This is a genomic window from Streptomyces sp. NPDC000878, from assembly GCF_053599695.1.
Genome location: NZ_JBSFMT010000119.1, coordinates 1 through 19,342, shown reverse-complemented (window position 1 = coordinate 19,342; position 19,342 = coordinate 1). Strand labels below are relative to the sequence as shown.

The 19,342-nt window shown below is 69.3% G+C and carries 22 protein-coding genes, 1 tRNA gene and 1 pseudogene; 23 read left to right on the top strand and 1 reads right to left on the bottom strand.

Features of this window, described 5'->3' with window-relative positions; all coding sequences use genetic code 11:
• The first annotated feature begins 120 nt into the window (after positions 1 to 120).
• The 19 genes and pseudogenes from ACWDR4_RS47620 (at position 121) to ACWDR4_RS47530 (ending at position 14,510) form a co-directional block, all read left to right on the top strand.
• On the top strand, positions 121 to 486 hold the full coding sequence (locus tag ACWDR4_RS47620) for a DUF3846 domain-containing protein (protein WP_450418142.1): 366 nt from the start codon (positions 121 to 123) through the stop codon (positions 484 to 486).
• A 215-nt stretch (positions 487 to 701) separates the two neighbouring features.
• Positions 702 to 1,166: a hypothetical protein gene (locus ACWDR4_RS47615; RefSeq protein WP_450418140.1), complete on the top strand. Its 465-nt coding sequence runs from the start codon at positions 702 to 704 to the stop codon at positions 1,164 to 1,166.
• A gap of 145 nt (positions 1,167 to 1,311) precedes the next feature.
• Positions 1,312 to 1,383, top strand: a tRNA-OTHER gene (locus tag ACWDR4_RS47610).
• Positions 1,384 to 1,436: 53 nt separating this feature from the next.
• A complete protein-coding gene (locus ACWDR4_RS47605; RefSeq protein ID WP_450418138.1) occupies positions 1,437 to 1,769 on the top strand; it encodes a hypothetical protein in 333 nt (110 codons plus the stop codon).
• Positions 1,770 to 1,826: 57 nt separating this feature from the next.
• Positions 1,827 to 3,392 (top strand): ParB/RepB/Spo0J family partition protein, encoded by a 1,566-nt coding sequence (locus ACWDR4_RS47600; protein ID WP_450418136.1) that lies wholly within the window; start codon positions 1,827 to 1,829, stop codon positions 3,390 to 3,392.
• A 432-nt stretch (positions 3,393 to 3,824) separates the two neighbouring features.
• Entirely contained in the window at positions 3,825 to 4,448 is a 624-nt protein-coding gene (locus ACWDR4_RS47595) for a cell envelope biogenesis protein OmpA (protein WP_450418135.1), read from the top strand.
• Positions 4,449 to 4,672: 224 nt separating this feature from the next.
• Positions 4,673 to 4,909 (top strand): hypothetical protein, encoded by a 237-nt coding sequence (locus tag ACWDR4_RS47590; protein ID WP_450418133.1) that lies wholly within the window; start codon positions 4,673 to 4,675, stop codon positions 4,907 to 4,909.
• Positions 4,910 to 5,270: 361 nt separating this feature from the next.
• A complete protein-coding gene (locus ACWDR4_RS47585) occupies positions 5,271 to 7,394 on the top strand; it encodes a hypothetical protein (protein WP_450418131.1) in 2,124 nt (707 codons plus the stop codon).
• A 345-nt stretch (positions 7,395 to 7,739) separates the two neighbouring features.
• Positions 7,740 to 8,231 (top strand): single-stranded DNA-binding protein, encoded by a 492-nt coding sequence (gene ssb, locus ACWDR4_RS47580; protein ID WP_450418129.1) that lies wholly within the window; start codon positions 7,740 to 7,742, stop codon positions 8,229 to 8,231.
• Positions 8,232 to 8,249: 18 nt separating this feature from the next.
• Positions 8,250 to 8,393, top strand: a complete 144-nt coding sequence (locus tag ACWDR4_RS47575; protein WP_450418127.1) for a hypothetical protein — start codon at positions 8,250 to 8,252, stop codon at positions 8,391 to 8,393.
• Positions 8,394 to 8,479: 86 nt separating this feature from the next.
• Positions 8,480 to 8,785 (top strand): hypothetical protein, encoded by a 306-nt coding sequence (locus tag ACWDR4_RS47570; protein WP_450418125.1) that lies wholly within the window; start codon positions 8,480 to 8,482, stop codon positions 8,783 to 8,785.
• Between the two features lie 28 nt (positions 8,786 to 8,813).
• A complete protein-coding gene (locus ACWDR4_RS47565) occupies positions 8,814 to 9,068 on the top strand; it encodes a hypothetical protein (RefSeq protein ID WP_450418124.1) in 255 nt (84 codons plus the stop codon).
• A 95-nt stretch (positions 9,069 to 9,163) separates the two neighbouring features.
• A pseudogene (locus ACWDR4_RS47560) lies at positions 9,164 to 9,370 on the top strand (WhiB family transcriptional regulator); the annotation flags it as partial.
• A 398-nt stretch (positions 9,371 to 9,768) separates the two neighbouring features.
• Positions 9,769 to 10,821 carry a DUF4007 family protein gene (locus ACWDR4_RS47555; protein ID WP_450418122.1) on the top strand — a complete coding sequence of 351 codons (1,053 nt, stop codon included), beginning with the start codon at positions 9,769 to 9,771 and terminating at the stop codon, positions 10,819 to 10,821.
• A 174-nt stretch (positions 10,822 to 10,995) separates the two neighbouring features.
• Positions 10,996 to 11,280 (top strand): hypothetical protein, encoded by a 285-nt coding sequence (locus ACWDR4_RS47550; protein WP_450418121.1) that lies wholly within the window; start codon positions 10,996 to 10,998, stop codon positions 11,278 to 11,280.
• Between the two features lie 348 nt (positions 11,281 to 11,628).
• A complete protein-coding gene (locus ACWDR4_RS47545) occupies positions 11,629 to 12,228 on the top strand; it encodes a hypothetical protein (RefSeq protein ID WP_450418119.1) in 600 nt (199 codons plus the stop codon).
• Between the two features lie 114 nt (positions 12,229 to 12,342).
• Positions 12,343 to 12,561, top strand: coding sequence for a hypothetical protein (locus ACWDR4_RS47540; protein ID WP_450418118.1), 219 nt, complete (start codon positions 12,343 to 12,345; stop codon positions 12,559 to 12,561).
• Positions 12,562 to 12,569: 8 nt separating this feature from the next.
• Positions 12,570 to 13,793: a hypothetical protein gene (locus ACWDR4_RS47535; protein WP_450418117.1), complete on the top strand. Its 1,224-nt coding sequence runs from the start codon at positions 12,570 to 12,572 to the stop codon at positions 13,791 to 13,793.
• Positions 13,794 to 13,877: 84 nt separating this feature from the next.
• Positions 13,878 to 14,510: a hypothetical protein gene (locus ACWDR4_RS47530; RefSeq protein WP_450418115.1), complete on the top strand. Its 633-nt coding sequence runs from the start codon at positions 13,878 to 13,880 to the stop codon at positions 14,508 to 14,510.
• A 34-nt stretch (positions 14,511 to 14,544) separates the two neighbouring features.
• Here the strand turns inward: ACWDR4_RS47530 and ACWDR4_RS47525 are convergent, their stop codons facing one another.
• On the bottom strand, positions 14,545 to 14,835 hold the full coding sequence (locus tag ACWDR4_RS47525) for a helix-turn-helix domain-containing protein (RefSeq protein WP_450418114.1): 291 nt from the start codon (positions 14,833 to 14,835) through the stop codon (positions 14,545 to 14,547).
• A gap of 260 nt (positions 14,836 to 15,095) precedes the next feature.
• Between ACWDR4_RS47525 and ACWDR4_RS47520 the strand changes: the two genes are divergently transcribed.
• From ACWDR4_RS47520 to ACWDR4_RS47505, 4 genes are all read left to right on the top strand, one after another.
• Entirely contained in the window at positions 15,096 to 16,466 is a 1,371-nt protein-coding gene (locus tag ACWDR4_RS47520) for a DNA cytosine methyltransferase (protein WP_450418144.1), read from the top strand.
• A gap of 106 nt (positions 16,467 to 16,572) precedes the next feature.
• Complete coding sequence (locus ACWDR4_RS47515) at positions 16,573 to 16,812, top strand: hypothetical protein (protein ID WP_450418112.1); 240 nt, start codon at positions 16,573 to 16,575, stop codon at positions 16,810 to 16,812.
• Between the two features lie 132 nt (positions 16,813 to 16,944).
• A complete protein-coding gene (locus tag ACWDR4_RS47510; RefSeq protein WP_450418110.1) occupies positions 16,945 to 18,042 on the top strand; it encodes a tyrosine-type recombinase/integrase in 1,098 nt (365 codons plus the stop codon).
• Positions 18,039 to 19,262, top strand: coding sequence for a hypothetical protein (locus tag ACWDR4_RS47505; RefSeq protein ID WP_450418108.1), 1,224 nt, complete (start codon positions 18,039 to 18,041; stop codon positions 19,260 to 19,262). The genes ACWDR4_RS47510 and ACWDR4_RS47505 overlap by 4 nt, the downstream gene beginning before the upstream one ends.
• Positions 19,263 to 19,342 lie beyond the last annotated feature (80 nt).

Genomic DNA, 19,342 nt, shown 5'->3' with positions numbered 1-19,342 from the left:
CCGAAGGACGTCGAGCTCGCCGCATAACCTCAGCAACCCCGAACCACCCCAAACCCGACAGGAGTGCCTTGACGAAAGACATAGAGGCACCCCCCTCTGCAGCGAGCACGAGAAGCGCCCATGACCCAAACCCCCTCCGCCCTGCTCCTGACCTGCGACGCACAACTCGTCGAAATCAACCTGCCGTTCGGTCACGACACCGAATCCAGCGCCGAGCGCCGTGCAGTGCTGCGCGCAGCACTGCGATGCCGCCGCTTCGACGTCGTCGCCCTGACCCGCCAGTGGGACATGTGGATCGACGACGAAGGTCTGTACAACCACCCGGTGAATCCCGCCGCGACGGCTCTCGCCCGGCGGTTCGGCTTCACACACCAGCCCTACCACGGCCCCGTCCTGCTCACCGGAGGGCCCGACGCGGAGGGCAACATCCTCCCGCTGCTTAGGCAGCAGTTCATCGGCCTGCGGCTCACCTTGGAAGACCTGTGACGGCACCGGGCCCCAACCGCCGGACGCTCCACCAGGACCTTGCAGGAGTCGACCCGCACAGTTCTCTCCCCGGCCGCGCGACGGCTCCTGAGGGCCGGGTCTTCCACCCACCGGCTCACCAAGGGGTCCGGCTCGACGCCGCGCCCTACCGCCGGCGGACTCCGAGCAGCCCCAGCCCTCACCCCCCCGGCCCTTCAGTCTCCGGAGTACCTGCCATGCCCGACCCCACCACCCTGCCCGATCCGTTCGAGACCGCAGCCCAGGCATTCGGGGCGCTGCTGGATGCACTCGGACCGGGACTCCATCACCTCGTGTGCAGCGCTCGCACCTCCCTCGGGAGCTTCGCCTCCGCCTCGGCGACCGTCGAATGCGCTCCCGACGACGAAGACCTGGCGAACGCCGACTACGAAGGCTGGTTGATGTTCTGTCACCTGCTGGCGCAGACCTCCATCGCCTTCCGGGACGCGATCATCTTCACGCGCACGCACACCACCGACAGCACATCCGTACTACGCGGCTGGTCCGTCATCAACGGGTGGCCCCAGCCCATGGCGGCGGCCGACGTGTTCGCGGCGTACTGCACCGACCTCGCCACCGGCGAACCGATCCCGCCCGAGCCGGGCACGGACTACCAGGCGGGCACCCCCCTGGCGACCGCTTCAGGCGACAGCGGCCACTGAGCGCCGCGAGCACGCCCGCGCCGCCGACGCCACCGGCCCTCCAACACCACCACGAAATGGAGGTGACCACTTGCATTCAGAGCATTTATTATCTAGTATCGAATAAGGCGCTGACAGTCCCCCGGCCACCGCACCGACGGCCCAGGCCTGCGTAGCTCAGCGGTAGAGCGGTCCCACTTGTGGGTGGTCAGGGGTTCAAATCCCCTCGCAGGCACCAGCGCAGCTCCACACACGCTGACCAACATCCCTGTCCGAGAGGAACGCACCGCCATGTCGCGTGCCGAAGATCCCGCCGCCTTTCCCACCGGCTGGCCCCAGGCCCGCTATCTCTCCACCCGCCGCGCGATGAAAGCGCTCCGGCTCGCAGATCACCTGCTGCGCCATGGGCTTGCCTACACGCCCGGCGACGCCACCGACGAGCTGATCCGCACCGCTGCCGACCAGACCGGTCACCACCAGCCGTCCGAGACCACGTGCTTGCTCGTGCGCACCATCCTTGGGCTGCTGCTCTCCGCTGCCGTCACCATCTCCCCGGTCGAGGGCGACGGCAGCGGACGCGTCATCCGCATGGTCGTCACAGTCGACGACCGCCCCACGGCCTGACCGGCCGACCGGGACACGCCCGGCCCGCCAAGCACCACCAGCACAGGAGTACCACTCATGTCCACCGCCCCCCAGGCGAAGAAGACCACGAAACCCCCCACCAAAGCCGCCCCCGCCACGCCCCCGAAGACCGCGCAGCCCGAGCCGCCAGCCGTCGAAGAAGCCCACGACCAGATCGTCCGCCTCGACCCGGCCCTGATCGTGCGCGACGACTACAACGCCCGGACCACCGGCACCGAACCGGACGACGACCTCAAGGCGTCGGTGGCCGAACTCGGCGTACAGGACCCCATCCACGTCCGGCCCCAGGAAAACGGAACGTACGGCGCGTTCAAGGGATGGCGACGTGCACAGGCCCAGCAGGCCGCCAATGCCACGGCCGAGGCCGAGGGCAGGCCCGACCGCAAAATCCCAACGATCATCCGGGCCGACCTCGTGGGCAACGACGCGATGACGCACCTGCTGTCGCTGATCGAGAACGATCACCGCGAGCAGATGCACGACCGCGACCGAGTCAAGGCCATCGAGACGCTGGCGCTCATCGATATGAGCGAGGAGCAACGCGAGACGATGGCCCGCGCCCTGAAGATCAAGCGGGCCGAGCTGCGCGCGGCGCGCGAGGCTGCCCGCCTGGACGACGCCCAGCTCCGCCGGGCAAGCGTCCAGGGTTTCGACCTGATGCAGATGGCCGAAATGGCCGAAGTCAGCGACGTCTCCCGGGCGGTTCAGGTGCTGGAGGACGCTCACGCCAAGGACGCTGCCGAGGAAGGCGGCGGGCACGGTCACTGGGACCAGGCCCTGGCCCGGCTCCGGCAGTCCAAGGCCGACGCCGAAGCCCGGCAGACGGCACTGGACGCACTGGAGAAGGCCGATGTCCCGCTGCTGCCCGACCACTTCCCGTGGGGGACGAAGGACACCTCCCGGCCGCTGACCGAGCTGCGCACGCCCCTGGGCGCGCCGCTCACGCTGGACAAGCACGCCTACTGCTCCGGCCATGCCGCCCGTCTGGATGAGGAGTTCCAGCCCGTCTGGTACTGCTCCGACCCCGCCAAGTACGGGCACAAGCTCCGCCCCGGAGCCAAGCAGGCCAAGCAGTCCATGAGCGAGGAGGAGAAGGAGGCGCGGGCGCGGACCATCGCGGGCAACAAGGCGTGGAAGTCCGCGCGGACCGTCCGCGAGGACTTCGTGAGGCGGCTGTGCAAGGGAAAGTCCCTGCCAGAGCCCGTGCGGCAGTTCGCCCTGCGCACGGTGATGAGCCCGCCCTACCTGTACGCGAAGTGGTGCGAGAAGGGCGAGACCGAGGCCGTCGCCCAGCTCCTCGGGGTCCCGGACCCCAACGCCGACACATCCCGGTACAGCCGTGAGGGAGATCCGTTCGACGACCTGGTCACCCGTCACGGCAAGACCAAGGGATGGCACCAGGTGTTCGCGCAGGTGGCCGCCGCGTTCGAGTACAGCATGCGCGAGCCGAAGGCGTGGCAGGGCCTCAGCCGCCACCAGGCCGCCTACCTGCTGTGCCTCAAGGCGGAGGGCTACCGGCTGTCCGACGTCGAGGAACTCGCCGTCACCAAGTACCTGCCCCAGCCCGACGACGAGGACCAGGCCGCCGACCAGGCCGCCTGAGCCCTGCCGGGCGCAGCACTCCGAGCAGCGGTGCTGCGCCCGGCCCTCTCGCCTCCCCCACAGCCAAGGAGTACGTCGTGTCCGACACCTGCCCGTCGGGACGACCGCGCTACCCCGACCGCGCCACCGCCCGCGCAGCCTTCGGAGCCACCCGTGCCCGCGGCAAGTCGACGCGCGGCTACCGCAAATGCGATGTCTGCGACGGCTGGCATCTCACGACTGAGCGCAACCACCGCCCACGCCGACGCAGACGCGCGCGGTCGCCAGGACGGCGGCCGCAGCGCGATTCGGGGGACAGTGCCCGTCCCTGAGCGCCGGTCACAGACGATCCCAGCGCCCGACCGGCCCCCCAACCCCTCTCGCCCTGTTATCCGGCCGGGCCTGCCCCGTGCCCGGCCGGGTCCGATCAGCCTGTGAAGAATCGACCTCTGCATGAACCCGGCGATGCCCCAGCGGTGTGCGCACCGCCCGCTGGCCGGCGGGCTCGTAGTGCCCTGGGTCTCCCTGATCCACAACGGCCATGCCGCTTTCGGCAGCCTCGACGCCGAGCGCGCGTTCCGGGCCTACCGCGACCGCCTCTGCCAGATCTGCGGCCAGGAGTTGGACGAGCGGTGTTTCCTCATCGTCCGTCCGGCCGACCAGGCCCGCGACTACTCGCCCGAACCCGCCCTGCACCCGGAGTGCCTGCCCTACGCGGCCGCGCACTGCCCGATGCTCAACGGCACTGCGACGCACTACCGCCGAGCCCCAGTACTGGCCAGCCACCCCGCTGGACGACCCTGCACCGATCCGTCATGCCCCTGTCCGTCACGCGACCCTGACCCAGGCCATGCCTCCCGCAGCGGCAGTCCCGCCGACCGGTACGAGGCCTGGATGATCTCCACCGCCGACTATCGCCTCGTCGCGCAACCGGACGCACCTGGCGTGCCAGCCGGCATCAGCCTCGGTGTCCCGATCCGGCGCAAGCGCCTGCTGCGCGAGGCCGCCCTGCCCGAGGACGCAGCGCACTTGCTTGAGCTGCTGCGCAGTGCGCTCGACCTGGAGGGCGACGAATGAACCCGCCCCGCCGCCAGCCGGCACACCGCGCCTCGGCCTCGCCCGACAAGCAGTAGCCCAACTCGACATGTTCGCCCCCGATGAGCCGCCCGATCCCGATCCCAGCCAACCGCGGATCCACCGGCCCTCAGCCGACACCGCTCCCCCGAACCCCGAACGTGCGGCAGCCACTCCGACGCTCACCCCGGCCCGCGCGGCTCCGGCCAAGGAAAGGCATCCTGACCATGCCCTCACTCCCATTCGATCAGTGCACACGAGAAGGTGCCGCGATCGCCGATCTCTTCAACCGGATCAAGGACATCGAGGAGAGCACCGGCGACTGGAACGGCGGCGAGGTTATCGACGTGCTGTCCCAGTGGTTTTCCGAACTGCATATCGACGTCGACGGCGGCGCAGATCAGGTGCGGTACCCGCAGCCCGGCATGAACCTCCACCCGCTGGCGGGCCCGCAAGTCCACTGAGCCGTACAGCAGTTCACAGGCATCCCGGAGGGTACGGGGCGAGCCGACAGACACCGCCAATAAGGCCCTGACCTGCACGGATCGCAACCGCGGTAAGGGATTCGGCCGCGAAAAACGCTTGCAATGTCGACTGTTTTTATCTAGTATCGATTCTATAGCTCGGTGAAGTGCCCCGCCCGCGGGGCAGCGTCGGCGTGCCCAACGACGGCCACGTACCGGCGGCCCACCGCCGAGCCGTTACGCCAACACGCATCCCGTCCGGCAGTGCCCTCAGCAGGCGCGGCTCTCACCCACCTCTCCTCGGGGAGGGCCGCGCCCTCGGGGCGCCCCGGGATCACTCGCTCAGCCTGAGGAATTCGTCATGCCCACCCCTGCATGCGCGCCCGCCGCCGCCCGACAGCAGACCACTGTTCAGCCTCGTCCCGAGCAGGTCAGCGAACTGCCCTACCCCATCGCCGAGGACTATGTGAAGGACTGGACGTCCGAGCGCGCCCTCGTGGAACTGATCGCCAACGCACTGGACGAAGACCCGCACACCCAAGTGGACTGGAGCCACGGCGTTCTGACCATCCACGACCAGGGTCCCGGCATCCCCCGCACCGGACTGCTCCTGGGGGCCTCCCGCAAGAACAGCCAGCAGATCGGCCAGTTCGGGGAAGGCAAGAAGCTCGCAGCGCTCGTCCTCGCCCGCGACCCGAAGATCGGAACGGTCCAGTTCGACACGGTCGGCTACAGCTTCACGCCGGTCCTGAAACCGAGCACGTACCTCATCAGCGTCCCTGGCCTTGACGAGAGCCATCGGAGCCTGGTGCTGCACTACCAGTACTGGTCCACCAAACGGCGCCACGGCACCCTCATCAGCGTCCCCTGCCCGCGGAAGGTTGCCGAAGACGCCATCAGCCGGGTCCGCTACCTCAGCAACCCCGCCTACCGGCCTCCGCAGGACCACGCAGAGATCATTCTGGACGGTCGCCCAGGACGCATCTTCGTCGGCGGCATCCTCGTCTCCACCGACACCCGGCTGGCGGCCAGCTACGACCTCCCCCTGGCCACGGCCAAGGGCCAACAAAACCGTGACCGCACGATCGTCGACGGAACCGCGCTGGAGGCCCACATCCGCAGTGCTCTTGCGGCCAGCGCCGACCCCGCCGTCATCGCACGGTTCGTCGACCGCGCGTTGAACGGGCCGCGCCTGTCGGCCGCCGAGACCTACTTCGACTCCGTCGGTGACTTCGCCGTCCGCCGTGCCTTCCGCGATCGCGCCCAGACTCTGTGGAACGACGACGAGGTCTACCACAATGCTGCGGGCACCGTTGTCGAGGACGAACTTCATCTGCAAGGCCGAGGCGTCACGTGCGTCACGAGCAGGCTGAACCGTCACATGCACGGCGCTCTGATGCGCCTGCTCGGCATCAGGCCCGTACGGCAGGCTGTGGCGCACCATCAGCGCCAGTACCCCAAGACGCAGTGGGTGAAGCACCGGGACGTCAGCGTCGAGCGGCGCCGCACGCTGGACCTGGCCTGTGCGGTCTTCCGCAGCGCCTTCGGCCTGGATTCACTCGGAAAGGTCAGGGTCTACCGGGAGGACGAGACTTCGGCGCTCTACTGCTCCAGCGGCATCTACGAGGCCGCCACCGATGTGCTGGGCATCAAGGAGAGCACCCTGGATGACCTGGATACGACGTTGCGCGTGGTGTTCCACGAAGGCGGCCACCGGCGGGCGGCCAGGGAGGGCAGCCTCAGTTCATCCGACCGCAGCGAGGGGTTCGAGCTGGCCATGGACGCCATGGGCGGCAGCCTCCTGCGGCTGCTCATGGCCCCCGAGCCGCGCCGCTTCCCGCTCCTCGACGCCGAGGCGTGGCAGCACGTCTCGCTGCCGTCCGGCGCCTACCTGGCCGACGGTTCGGATCTGCATGGTCTTCGCCAAGCCCAGCCGACCATCACGCAGATCCGCAAGGCCAAGCGCCTGGAAGCAGCCCCCGAACCCCGCCGTCTGCTGGCCGAACTCTCCGAGCCGTGCATGGCCGCCGTCATAGCGGAAGGCGGTATACGCACGACCGAGAAGGCCTTGGCCACGGTCGCCTGGACCATGGCGCAATGGCGGGTGATCGCGAACCCGCACCCCACCGGCTACCGCCGATCCGGCGGGTTCACCTGCGTCCCCGACTACCGCAGGGCCTGCGCACTCGCCGAACTCCTCGGCATTCACGCTCCAGTGCTCTACCTCGGGCACATCGCCGTCGAAGGCCCCCTCTACAACGCCCGGCAGGGCACCAGTCCGGCCAACCGTCCCTGGAGGAAACCCCTGAGCACTCACATGCCGAAGGTCATTTCCGACCTGCGGGCTCTCGGCGGTCCGTACGCGGCGCAGGCCGACGCCATCGAGGCCATGTCCCAGGGGCGTACGCCCTACGACGCGGAGGGTTCTTGGCTCCGTCCGGTGATCGAACTCCTGAACGCGGAGAAGCATCGGCTCAACTGCTGAGAGGACAGACCCGGCTGCCGCCGGTCCGGGATGTGCGGTCCTTCAAGGGCGGCCCGGCCGGCGGCACGGGCAAGCAGCCGGCGCCGGTGCGCGCCGAGCGGCCTCCGGGCCAGCACGGCAGGCTCGACGCTTTGACCTGTAGAAATCCTCACCGGGGCGGGAGGTGATCCGCTTGCATCCCACCCGTGCAGTATCTAGTATCGAATCCAACAGGAGGTTGGCACCCTCCCTGCGCCGAACCACACGAGACAGGAGTGACCCCGTGCCCACACCCGACCCCGTCCCCTCCGCCATCGGATCCCCACAGGACGGCGCCCGCCGCCGCTCCCGGAACTGACGGCCGTCATGACCAGCGAGACCATCGTCACCGTCACCGGAAACCTGGTCGCCGACCCCGAAATCCGGTTCACCGAAAAGGGCACGCCCGTCGCCCGCTTCCGGGTCGCATCAACGCCACGGATCTACGACCGCAGCACCGGCCAGTGGACCGACGGCGAATCCCTGTTCATCACCTGCACCGTGTGGCGCCACGTTGCCGAGCACGTCTGCGAGTGCCTGCAGCGCGGCATGCACGTCATCGTCCAGGGCCGCCTGCGCCAGCGCACCTACACCGACCGCGAAGGCATCAAGCGCACCGTGTTCGATCTCGACGCCGATGACGTCGGACTGAGCCTGCGTCACCGCATCGCCTACACCGACAACACCCTCCCGCCCGCGCTGGCCCGACCCCCCGCGCCCACACCACCCCAAGCAGCACCTGCCGCAGCCCAGGGCGCGCCCGGACACGATCGACGGTCCCGCCCACAGCGACACGGCGGCTGGGCCCGCATCCGCTGACGTCCCTGGAGATCCCCCGTGTCCAGTGGCAGCTCCCTGACCCCGATGCCCGAATTCCGGCCCGCAGTCAAGGAATCCCGACCGGTCCGCCCGGCCTTCGAAGGCCCTTCCGGATCCGGCCGCACCGTCACATCCCTCCTGGGCGCCGCCGAACTCGTCTAGAACCGCGGCAAGCAGCTGCGCGCCTTCGACCCCGCACCCCAGCCGGATCCGCCGGCCCCACCCGTCTGAACGCCCCGGAAAACGACATGAACAACACCCTCACCACCGCCCAGCAGCAGACCACCATCCCCAGCAGCCTCGGCCACGACTTCGCCGACACCTGGTGCGGCACCCTCACCGCCGACATCGCCCCCCTCCTGAACTGCGAGGAAGTAGACGTACTCGCCAGCCTGCTGCGCACGCTCGGCGCCGAACAGGCCGCCGACGAATGGATCGACGCCCACGCCGTAGCCGACAACGAGCCCCAAGACAGCCACTACCGGGACCCGAACGACCCCGAGGCGCTCTCGGCCGACGCATTCCGCTGGCACCCCGGTCTCGAAGAGACCTGACGCCGTGGCCCACGAACACCCCGTCGCGATGAGCCCCTGCATCAGCTGCGGACGACCGTTCATGTACGACCCGGAGCGTGTGGTGTCGGTCCTGATCGACGCCGAGACCGGCTGGTACCCCGAGCCCGGCCGACGGCATCACGCGTTCCGAGAACCGGCCTGCCACTTCTGTGTCAGGGCAGCGAACGTCGAGCGGCGCAAACGAGACCTTCCCCCGGGCTACGAGGGCGACACCTACGCCGACCTGGTGAGGCGCCTTGCCCGAGACGAGTGGTGGAGCTGACCCCTCGTGCACCGTTCCCCGCACTCCCCCGGCGCCCCGGACCTGGTCACCGTCCCACAACGAACCACCCTCACGGCCCTGTTGGAGGGCATCTCATGAGAAGCCGTGTCCGCACACCGGATACCGTCTCCGCACTCGCGGACGAGCGCATTCCTTTTCCCCACACCGACCGCCCCAGCCCCTGCCAGGACGACCCGGCGCTGTTCGCCTTCGAAGAGGCCGCCGACCGACTTCAGCGGACGAAGACCATCGCCAGGGCCAAGCTCGCCTGCTCCGGCTGTCCCGTCGTCCAGGGCTGTCTGAAATGGGCGCTGGCCAACCCGTCACTGACCCGCAGAGGTGTGTGGGCGGCAACCACCCCCGGCAAAGGCGGCGCGCTGCGCAACGGGCTCGTGCGGCGCCTCGGTGGCGACTGGGTCGGGGTCGTGGCCGACCAGGACCGCCGACGTGAGCAGCAGACGGCACGTACCGTGCCGCCCACGATCCGGGAGCAGTTGCTCGCCCGCCTGGAGCTGGAACTCATCCCCACCCGGCCGCAGCCGTACGAGCCGTGGCGTGAACCGCTCACCCCCCCAGCGCCGCGCTCGCAACCGGCGCCTCCTCGAACTCGCCCTCGCTGGCAAGGCCCCCAGGAGTGGCCGCCGTCGGCCACCGAAACCGCGCAGCGCCCCTTGACTGCCGCTTCCCGCAGGAGACTTCGATGCCTACGCCCGCCTTCCCGTCCAACGTCGCCCCGGTCCACGCCCGGCACGGCTCCTACTCCCCCCGCTACGGCTGGCTCCTCAAGACGCACCTGGCCGTGCTGGACAACCCGCGCGTGTTCGCAACGGCCCGCGCGATCGTCGAACTCGGTGCCGGCAAGAGCGCGGTGGCCTCCATGCGGTTCTGGTCGTCGGCGTTCAAACTCACCAGCGAGGTCCGCCATGGGCCCGGCACGGCCAGCGACGTGACTCCCTCCGCACGGGGCCGGTGGCTGCTCGACGAAGACGGGGCCGACCCCTACCTGGAGCAGGACGGCAGCCTGTTCCTGCTGCACTGGTGGCTACTGGCTCCGCCCTGCCTGGTGCCCGCCTGGTTCTACACCTTCTGCCTGTCGCCGTTCGCCCGGCTGGAGCCGGGCTCTCTGCGGGAGGGGATGCTGCGCGCGGCCGCCGCGGCGGACTGGAGTCGGCTTCCCACCGCCGCCACGCTCCACCGCGACATCAGTTGCATGATCCGCATGTACACCGCAGGCAGCGCCCATGAGCAGCCGCGCACCACGCTGGAGGACCTGGTCGACCGCCCGTTCAGTGCCCTGGGCATGATGAGCGTCGCCCCCGACGGCGTGGTCCGCCTGAGCCCTTCGGCCGGCGTCAGGGCACCGGCCTCGGTGGTCGCGTACGCCTGTCTGGAGTACGCCTCACGGTCAACGCCCGGCCCGGGAAGTATCTCGCTCGGCCGTCTCCTGCACGACGACGCCGGTCCGGGGCGCGTGCTGCGGCTCCAGCCGCGCAGCCTCCGGCGCGCGCTGCAGGCCGCCGCGACGCGGCACCCGCAGCTGAGCGTGGCGGACGACGGTGACGGCACCGAGGTGCTCATGTTCAACCGCCCCCCGCTAGCCCTGGCCTGGGATGTCCTCGACGAGCGCTACGGGCGCGTTCGGGAGCGCCTCGGTGTCCACCCCGAGCAGGACGCCCACGGATCCCGGCCAGGAGACGCCCGTCCAGTCGAACAGCTGGCATTCGGCGAACCGACAACAAAGGACAACCGCTGACCTGGCCTGCCACTCCACCGGCAGCGCGCCGGACATCACGGTTCCCCACCACAGCATCTTTATCTCGGATCGACTCTGCGCGGTCGCTTCTCGCGGCCGCGCCTCACGGAGCACCACCATGATCAACCTCCCAGCGCCCGGCCCGACGCGCTGGAAGCCCTCGACGGCGGCACCGTGTTCTACCCAGACCTGATCATCGGCAGGCATCCCGTCCACGGCGTCCTGGCCGACGGCAACGTCGACGACGTCACCGTCCTCCTGCTGGAACAGGCCGGGTTCGTCTACGACGAGGACCTCGGGGTGCACCGGGTGCCCTCCGGTACGTCCTCCGACGCCGAACAGGACTGCGTCCAGCGTGCGATGACCTTGTTGTCCGGCCGCTTGTCCGTCGTCTACCTCTCCGACGACCTGGCCGCCGAGGCCGCCGGATTCTCGCACCAGCAGTCCCCGCCGGCCTGAGCGCAGGCGGGCATCACCACCGGCCCTCTCACCGCGCGCCGCTTCCCTCTCAGACCCTGTTCCTTCTGCACGTCTTTCGGAGGCGCCACATGCCCACCTTTCTTGAACAGCCCACCTATGGTCCGAAAGGCCCGGACGGGCAGGGCTGGAGCCGGCTCAGCCTCAATGCCCACTTCGACCAGCTTCATCAGTGCGGGTGGCAGCCGAGGCGGTTTGCAGCGCTGTTCGAGGCGTTGACCGGCCGTCAGCAGTGGGGAGGGTTCGGGCGCTGCTTCGTCGGCCATCCCAGCTCCTGCGGGACATGCCCTGTACAGCTCCGCCGCCTCGCCCGCGAGGGCGGAATCGACGATGCCGCTGCTCCTGGCCCGCGTACGGCCGTGGCCGCTGACTCCCGGAGCCCTTTTTGCCGATCCGGCGTCCGGGCGCAGCTCGCTGGAGTTGTCCCCCTGGCGGGGCGGTCGGCCGGTGCTCAAGGCCGGATGGGTGGAGATTCTCAACACCCCGGGCCGCACGATCAGCTGGTGCTGGCAGGACGGGCAGGGCGACGCGTTCTGGCTCGTGCGCGACCACCCCGCCGCGAACGCCGCGGTGGTGCTCAGCAGGAAGCTCGGCACCGGCATGCGGCACGAGTTGTATGGCGGGCCCCGCACGCCGCGTCTGGCCGTGCTGACCTGCCACGGGCCCTGCGCCCACGAGGCGTACCACCTGCAGCACCTGGCCGCCGACCTCGCCGACCGCCCTGACCGCGCCGACGCGCCCGGACCGGATGCCGAGATCCCCAAGCAGCTGCCCGGCGTTCCCGTCATCAGACTCGCGCACGACGGCGGCAGCAGCCTGATCCACCGCGACTCCAGCTCGTCCACCGTCCAGCTCAGCTGGGACGTGCCGTTCGACGAGACCACCGCAACCGCACTCGTGGCCCACACCGTGCGCCTCATCTCCATCTGAGTCAAAGCGCGCCCCTCACCTGTGGCCGCGCGTCGGTCCCCACCCCCAGGTCCCACCGCTACACGCCGCCGTTCCCGTGCCCATGCCCGGGCACGGCCCTTGGAGAAGATCCCCATGGAACACCCTGCCGGCTTCCTCGCGTCGGCCCTCCCCGTCAGCCTCGACCACGCCAATATCGCCGAGGTACTGGGGGATCCGGCGACCGGCCACTGTGCGCGAGACGGCGGCAACCACGTCCCCGACGCGTCCGCCGCCCGCTCTTGGTCCTGGACCCCGCCCCCCGCTCACGGCAGGGTGCTCGTCGCGGCCACGGCCCGTCCGGGCGAGAAGTGAGCCGCGCCGTGCCCACTGCTGCCGCGTACACGCCGTCGCTGCCCGGTCTCACCGCCGACGACGGCCTCGACACCGTCATCAACTGGGGTGCCGGCGCCGACTCCTCGGCCTACCTGGCCAAGATGCTCACCGCCCCGGAGACGTACGGGATCGACCTCGACCGCACCGCCGTCCTCTACATGGCCACCGGCAGCGAGTGGCCCGAAACTCGGCTCCTGGCCGACGAGTTCATGATCCCGCTGCTGCGCGAGAACGGCGTGCGCTTCGTCCAGCTGGCGCGCAACGGGCACCTCCAGTCCGACGGGTTCACGATCCTGGACGACTCCCGCCACCCCGAGCAGCTCATCGCGCGTGGGCCGTGGACGCTGTGGGACGACCAGGAGTCCGTCGGCACGGTCCCCCAGGTGGCGGGCACTCGCAAATGCTCGTTGTGGGCGAAGGGCGACGTCGGCGACTGGTGGCTCAAGCAGGTCTTCGGCGGTCGGCCGTTCAGGCAGATCATGGGCTTCAACGCCGACGAGGAGGGCCGCCGTTTCGGCGACCAGGTCACCTCGAAGATGCCCGGACGTACCGGGGAGTTCCCGCTCATCGACTGGGGCTGGGGCCGGCAGCAGTGCGAGTCCTACCTGCTGAAGCGGTTCGGCGTGCACTGGCCGAAGTCGTACTGCACGTTCTGCTGCTTCTCCGCCTCCATGGGCTCGCTGCCCGCCCACATGGAGCGCATGCGCTCCCACCCGGACATCGCCGGCGAGGTGCTGCGCCTGGAGTACACGGCGATGAGCCTCAACCCGAACGCGAAGCTCTACGGCCGCAAGACCCTCCTGGAGCTCTTCGACCCGGCCCAGCCGCGGGACCGGACGTGCCTGGAGGCGTTCGAGCGCGAGCTCGACATGCCGTGGGCGCTCTACCACGTGCGCCGCCTGTTCCTGCTGTCCGATGACGGCAGACGCCGCCCGGTCAAGCGCTCCACCGAGCGTGTCGACCTCGGCCGCCCGCACCAGCTCGCCCGGCGGCTGATCTCCATCTCCGAGCGGCACGGCATCGACGCCGAGCACGACCCGGTGTACGGGCGCGCCCGGGCCTGGGTCCGCCCCCGCGCGCAGGGCTGGCCGATGGCGGAGGAACTCTTCGCCACCGCCCCCGCCCGCGTGATCAACAAGCAGGACAGGAACTTCGAGCAGCACTGGGCCGCCCTCGTCTCGGGCTCCGCCGCCCAACTCCCCCTCGTCTGAACGGCCCCTCACCGCCGCCTCCGGAAGGACTTCCCGTGCGCGCATCCATGGCCTCAGCCCCTGTTCCTCCTCCGCTTCTCCGCCGTGCTGTACCTGGCCACGCCGTCCGGAGCTGAGGTACGGGCCGCCATGCAGGCCGGGCTTCTGGCCTGCATGACGACCCCGGCCCAGGGCAACGTCATCCCGCCCGGCGCCCGGTACGCGTGCGACAACGGCAAGTTCGGCAAGGGCTGGCCCGGCGAGCAGGCCTGGTTCGCCTGGCTGAAGGCGACCGTCGACCGCTACCGCCCCGGCCGCTGTCTGTGGGCCGTCGCCCCCGACGTCCCGATGGACGCCGCGGCCACCCTCGCCGAGTCGCTGCCCTGGCTGGAGCCCATCTGCGCCCTGGGCATCCCGGCCGCGTTCGCCGCCCAGGACGGCAGTGAACACGGCCTCGTGCCCTGGGACTTGGTCGACGTGCTGTTCCTCGCGGGCTCGACGAACTGGAAGACCTCACCGGCCGCCCACCGCCTCGCCCTCGAGGCCCGCGAGCGCGGCCTGGCCGTCCACATGGGCCGCGTCAACTCCCGCCGGCGACTGCGCATCGCGCACGCCTTCGGCTGCACCAGCTGCGACGGCACCTACCTCACCTTCGGGCCCGACACCAACCTCCCCCGCCTCCTGGCCTGGCTAAACGAACTCCGCGCTACGCCGACGTTGTTCGGAGACGACTCTTGACACCTGCCGGTGCTGTCGCAGTACGGACGGGCCATCAGGCCACTGGCGGCTTCGTTTCAGCTCTCGGGCTGCCCAGATTGACGAAGAGCCTCCCGACGTCGACCCTCAGCGCGCGGGCAAGGGCGAACACCTTGTCCAACGACACATTCCGCCGACCGCCCTCTACACCCACATAGAAGACCCGGTTGATGCCTGCAGCCTCCGCAAGCTGCCCCTGAGTCAGTTCCGCCTCGTTGCGCAGCTCCTTGAGCCGCTGACCGAACGCCCGGCGCAGCGCGAGAACTTCAGGGTCGGCGTTGTCTGTCTCATCAGGCGCTGTCGGCATGAGGAAACCGTACCCACCCAACGGGCGTTGCTTATAAGCGACACGCTATGTAGCTTATAAGCAACCAAGGAAGGTTGCCCCCTGCTGGTCGCTCTCGCTTGTTCCGCAGTTCGCCGCCGCAGGACTCGACTCCCCCCCCCTCGGCCAGCCCAACTCCCGCAACTGCGGCATCGCGTGTGCCGCTCCGTACGAGCTGCGCCGGCCCTACACCTCCCCCGGGCACACCCACTACAAGTCTCAGGAGCAGCACCGTGATCACGATGACTGATCTGTTCTGCGGCGCCGGCGGTTCCACCAGCGGCGCCATCCAGGTCCCCGGTGTCCGCGTCGTGATGGCCGCCAACCACTCCCGACATGCCATCAACACCCATCAGCACAACCATCCGGACACCGACCACGACTGCGCCGACATCTCCCAGGTCGTCCCGACCAAGTACCCTCGCACAGACATCCTGTGGGCATCCCCCGAGTGCACACACCACACCCGGGCCCGGGGCAAGAAGCGCGGCCACGGAGAGTTCGCCAACGGCCTCCTGGCCACCGACGGCACCGACGAGGCCGCAATCCGATCGCGCGCCACAATGCACGACGTCGCCCGGTTCGCTGAACACCACCGCTATCGGTTGATCATCGTGGAGAACGTGCCGGACGCTCGCTGGTGGGGTCCTGAGGAGGCCCCCGGTTTCGCCTTCGACACCTGGCTGCGCAGCGTCGCCCTGTGGGGCCCGTATGAGTACCGGATCGTCTATATCGACTCCGCACATGCCCAGGCTGCCGGCCCCGGCTCCCGCTCCCGCCGGCCGCGGATGTACGTCATCTTCTGGCGCAAGGGAGACCGCGCCCCCAACTTCGACAAATGGCTGCGTCCGTACGGCATTTGTCCGCGCCACGGCCGGGTGCAGCTCCTGCAGTCCTTCAAGACCACGAAGACGTGCAGCCCGGACCGGCCATGGGGTGTGTACGGCATCAAGAACGGCCAGTACGTCTACCGCTGCCCGCGCATCGAATGCCGCAACATCATCGTCGAGCCCCGGGTGCGGGGCGCGGCGGAGGCCATCGATTTCACCCTGCCCGCCCAGATGATCGGGGAGCGGCGCACCCCTCTGGTGCCCAACACCATGCGAAAGGTCCGCGACGGCTGGACCAAGTACCGGCGCACACACGGCGACGGCGCCCTGCTCTCGCCCTACATGATCGAGCTGCACGGCGGCGGATCCGCCCACCGGCCGGCAGACCAGCCGATGTCGACGCTGACCGCGGGCGGCCTCAACCACGGCGTCGTCTACGCCGACCCCACCAGGCACGAGTTGCTGCCGTACTACGGCAACAGCACCGCGCAGCCGGTCACCGCGCCCATGCCGACCCTCACCACCCGCGACCGGCACGGGCTGATCGGCTACGCGGCCAGCGTCTTTGAATGCCGATACCGCATGATCCGGCCGCGCGAAGCCGCTAACGCCATGGAGTTCCCCGACAACTTCGTCTTCCTCGGCGACCGCGACGAGACCATCGAGATGATCGGCAACGCAGTTACTTCGAACATCGGCCGGGACCTGGTCGGGATGGGCGTCGAAGCGCTCACCGGCGAGGAAAGGGAACTCTCCGGTCCCGGCGCGGTGACGGCCGCGTGATGGCCTACCACGTGGGGATCGAATTTGGTCTCCCTGTGCTGCGTCCCGATGCCGAGAGGGCATCTGCCTGCGTGAGCGAGCAGAAGTCCACGGACGGTCAGACACCATGACGGTGCGGTACCAGAAGACCCTGCCGTTCGAGGAACTGCCGGAGATTGCGACCGCGTCGCCCTGGTGCCAGCGGTGGCGGGGGCGGACGCACTCCTGGGCGCACGTCCGGGACGGAGGCTTCGACGCCCGCCGCTACACCGTGGAGGTCATCCCCGACGAGGAGCCCGCCAAGGGGTTCGTGCTCGCACACCATTACTCCGGCTCGTACCCGGTTATCTTCATGGTGATCTTGTAAGCAGCCATGTCAGAGACATCCCGTCCGCATGGCCTGGCCATCGGTATCCAAGGGGTGTTCGGCATTTCAGGCACGTTTGTCACGTCGTACCGTGCTGAGCGGGCGACACTGGGGCAAGACTGCACGGCGTGGGTGATAGTTGGGGCGGACGACTACGTCCTCCACGACGAGGGCTCGCTCTTCCTCGCAGCGCTACGCAACGCCGGGAAGGCGTACAACACCGAGCGCACGTACGCGGGTCGGACGGCGCTCTATCTCTCGTACTGCACGTTCCACCGGCTCCAGTGGGCTCAGGTGACCGTGTGGCAGCTGGCCCGGTTCCTGCGCTGGCTCGTCGAAGAGCCGCTGCCGTCGAGGAGCCGGGCGGGCGGCGGGCCGGAACGCTTCCGCGACACGAACACCGCGAACGCGATCGTCGGCACGGTCTGCGAGTTCCTGACCTTCGGCAGCCGGATGGGCTGGGTCGATCACGAGCTGACCGACCAGCTCACCGAGCCACGGTACCTGCGCTACCTGCCGCCCAACTTCAACCCGGGTGAGAACAACGAGCACCGCACGGTCCGCTCGCGACAGCTCAAGTTCGCGTCGGTGGACTCCGGGATCGAATGGCTGACGGTTGACCAGATCGCCCGCCTGGTCGAGGCTACGCGCCACGCTCGGGACCGCTTCCTGGTCCTGCTGCTGTGGTGCACGGGCATGCGGATCGGCGAGGCACTCGGGCTACGACGGGAGGACATGCACCTGTTGCCCGACGCTCAGGCCTTCGGATGCCAGGAGAAGGGCCCGCACGTCCACGTACGGCGCCGTCTGAACAGCAACGGAGCATGGGCGAAGTCCCGGCGGCCACGCGCCATCCCGGTGACCAGCGACCTGGTCGGCTGCTACACCGACTACCTGTACGAGCGAGCGGCCGTACTGGAGGCGGAGTTCACCGAGCAGGTTCTGGTCAACCTGTTCCGCGCCCCGCTGGGCCGGGCGATGACCTACTCGAACGCCAAAGACCTGTTCGACCGGCTCGCTCACCGAGCCGATCTGATCGCCCGGCCGCACATGGTGCGCCACGGGGCCGCCACCGAGTGGATCCGCCAGGGGCACGACCGCGCGGTGGTGAAGGACCTGCTCGGCCACGAGTCGGACTCCTCGATGGGCGTGTACGTCCACACCTCCGACGAGGAACGCCGGGCGGCGGTCGAGCGGGCCGACGCGCGCCGCCGGGAGCTGGCCCGATGAGCGTCCTCACCACTGCTCACGCACCCGAGAGCGACGTCATCCCACTGCCGTTCGACCGCGTGAAGTGGCAGGAATGGCTGATCGAGCACACGAACGACGCGAACTGGCGCCCGGCCGAATGGGGCGGCAGGCACTGGCTGTTCACGGGTGACCCGGCCAAGGAGTCGACCGCGATCTGGCGCTGCAACAGCGCTGGATGCCATGTCGCGGTCCGCGCGACCCGGCACCTGTGCCGGTCTTGCTACGAGCAGTTCCTCGAGAGCGGGCTGAGCCGGGAGGAGTTCGCGACGGTCGGCCGACGTGCCTTGGTGCGCTCGCTGCCCGGGTCACGGCCGCCGTGCTCGGTCGAGCGCGACGGGCTGCGGTGCGCCCTGGAAGCCGCGACACTTGGCGCCTGCACCCCGCACTACGCGCAGTGGCGCCACCACGTGCGCAGCGGGCAGACGCAGTTGGAGCTCGACGACTGGCTAAGGATCCATGCCAAGCCGCGTCCGCCTGGCGATCCGTGCCGAGTCGCCGCCTGCGCCGGCACCGCTCACGCGCGGGTACCGCTGTGCACGTACCACCGGGAACGCTGGCGGCGCCACCGCAAGAAGACGGGTCTGAGGGCCGCGACTAATGAGGACCTGGGGGCTTGGGCGGCGGTGCAACACCCGTGCCTGACCGGCTTCCAGTTCTCCCTGATCGCCCTGCCCGACCTGCTGCGCCACGAGCTCCTCTATGCCCTGGTCGAGCGCGACAAGCAGCGTCCCACGATCAGCCCAGTCGCCATGCGGCTGATGGTCCGCGGCCTGGCCGGAGCCGACAGCATCGCCGCCCTGACGGACAAGAAGCTCGCCGATCTCGGATATCTCGACCGCAACTGCGAGGCGCACTGGAACGACGTGGTGCGCCTGGTGCGCGGAGCCTTCGACCGGTTCTGCGGCATCGACCCGCTCGACAAGCCTGTATGGGAGTTGAGCGACCTGGGCCTTCGCTCACGCACCCGCTCCGGCGTGCGCACCACCGCGCGCCGGCTGGACGTCACGAACATCCGGCAGGACTGGCTGCGCCAACTCCTCGCGAACTGGATCAAGGAGGCCACGCCCGAGAACACTGCCTTCCGAATTGCCTACGAAAGCTGCGTGGTCGCTTCCCGCGCTCTGTCCAGGCGGCCCGGCGGCGGGGACAACCCGTCCGCGCTCAAGGTCACCGACATGGACGCATGGCTTCGTAGGTGACGGTGGACTCCACTTGTAGGTCAGTTCTGACTCCACCCGGCGCCTGGGGGACCTGATTTTGTAGGTGAGAAATGACTCCA

Excerpts from the sequence above, each read along its gene's own strand:
- ACWDR4_RS47620 (WP_450418142.1), top strand. The coding sequence starts at position 121 with ATGACCCAAACCCCCTCCGCCCTGCTCCTGACCTGCGACGCACAACTC.
- ACWDR4_RS47615 (WP_450418140.1), top strand. The coding sequence starts at position 702 with ATGCCCGACCCCACCACCCTGCCCGATCCGTTCGAGACCGCAGCCCAG.
- ACWDR4_RS47605 (WP_450418138.1), top strand. The coding sequence starts at position 1,437 with ATGTCGCGTGCCGAAGATCCCGCCGCCTTTCCCACCGGCTGGCCCCAG.
- ACWDR4_RS47600 (WP_450418136.1), top strand. The coding sequence starts at position 1,827 with ATGTCCACCGCCCCCCAGGCGAAGAAGACCACGAAACCCCCCACCAAA.
- ACWDR4_RS47595 (WP_450418135.1), top strand. The coding sequence starts at position 3,825 with ATGAACCCGGCGATGCCCCAGCGGTGTGCGCACCGCCCGCTGGCCGGC.
- ACWDR4_RS47590 (WP_450418133.1), top strand. The coding sequence starts at position 4,673 with ATGCCCTCACTCCCATTCGATCAGTGCACACGAGAAGGTGCCGCGATC.
- ACWDR4_RS47585 (WP_450418131.1), top strand. The coding sequence starts at position 5,271 with ATGCCCACCCCTGCATGCGCGCCCGCCGCCGCCCGACAGCAGACCACT.
- ssb (WP_450418129.1), top strand. The coding sequence starts at position 7,740 with ATGACCAGCGAGACCATCGTCACCGTCACCGGAAACCTGGTCGCCGAC.
- ACWDR4_RS47570 (WP_450418125.1), top strand. The coding sequence starts at position 8,480 with ATGAACAACACCCTCACCACCGCCCAGCAGCAGACCACCATCCCCAGC.
- ACWDR4_RS47565 (WP_450418124.1), top strand. The coding sequence starts at position 8,814 with ATGAGCCCCTGCATCAGCTGCGGACGACCGTTCATGTACGACCCGGAG.
- ACWDR4_RS47555 (WP_450418122.1), top strand. The coding sequence starts at position 9,769 with ATGCCTACGCCCGCCTTCCCGTCCAACGTCGCCCCGGTCCACGCCCGG.
- ACWDR4_RS47545 (WP_450418119.1), top strand. The coding sequence starts at position 11,629 with ATGCCGCTGCTCCTGGCCCGCGTACGGCCGTGGCCGCTGACTCCCGGA.
- ACWDR4_RS47540 (WP_450418118.1), top strand. The coding sequence starts at position 12,343 with ATGGAACACCCTGCCGGCTTCCTCGCGTCGGCCCTCCCCGTCAGCCTC.
- ACWDR4_RS47525 (WP_450418114.1), bottom strand. The coding sequence starts at position 14,835 with ATGCCGACAGCGCCTGATGAGACAGACAACGCCGACCCTGAAGTTCTC.
- ACWDR4_RS47520 (WP_450418144.1), top strand. The coding sequence starts at position 15,096 with ATGACTGATCTGTTCTGCGGCGCCGGCGGTTCCACCAGCGGCGCCATC.
- ACWDR4_RS47515 (WP_450418112.1), top strand. The coding sequence starts at position 16,573 with ATGACGGTGCGGTACCAGAAGACCCTGCCGTTCGAGGAACTGCCGGAG.
- ACWDR4_RS47505 (WP_450418108.1), top strand. The coding sequence starts at position 18,039 with ATGAGCGTCCTCACCACTGCTCACGCACCCGAGAGCGACGTCATCCCA.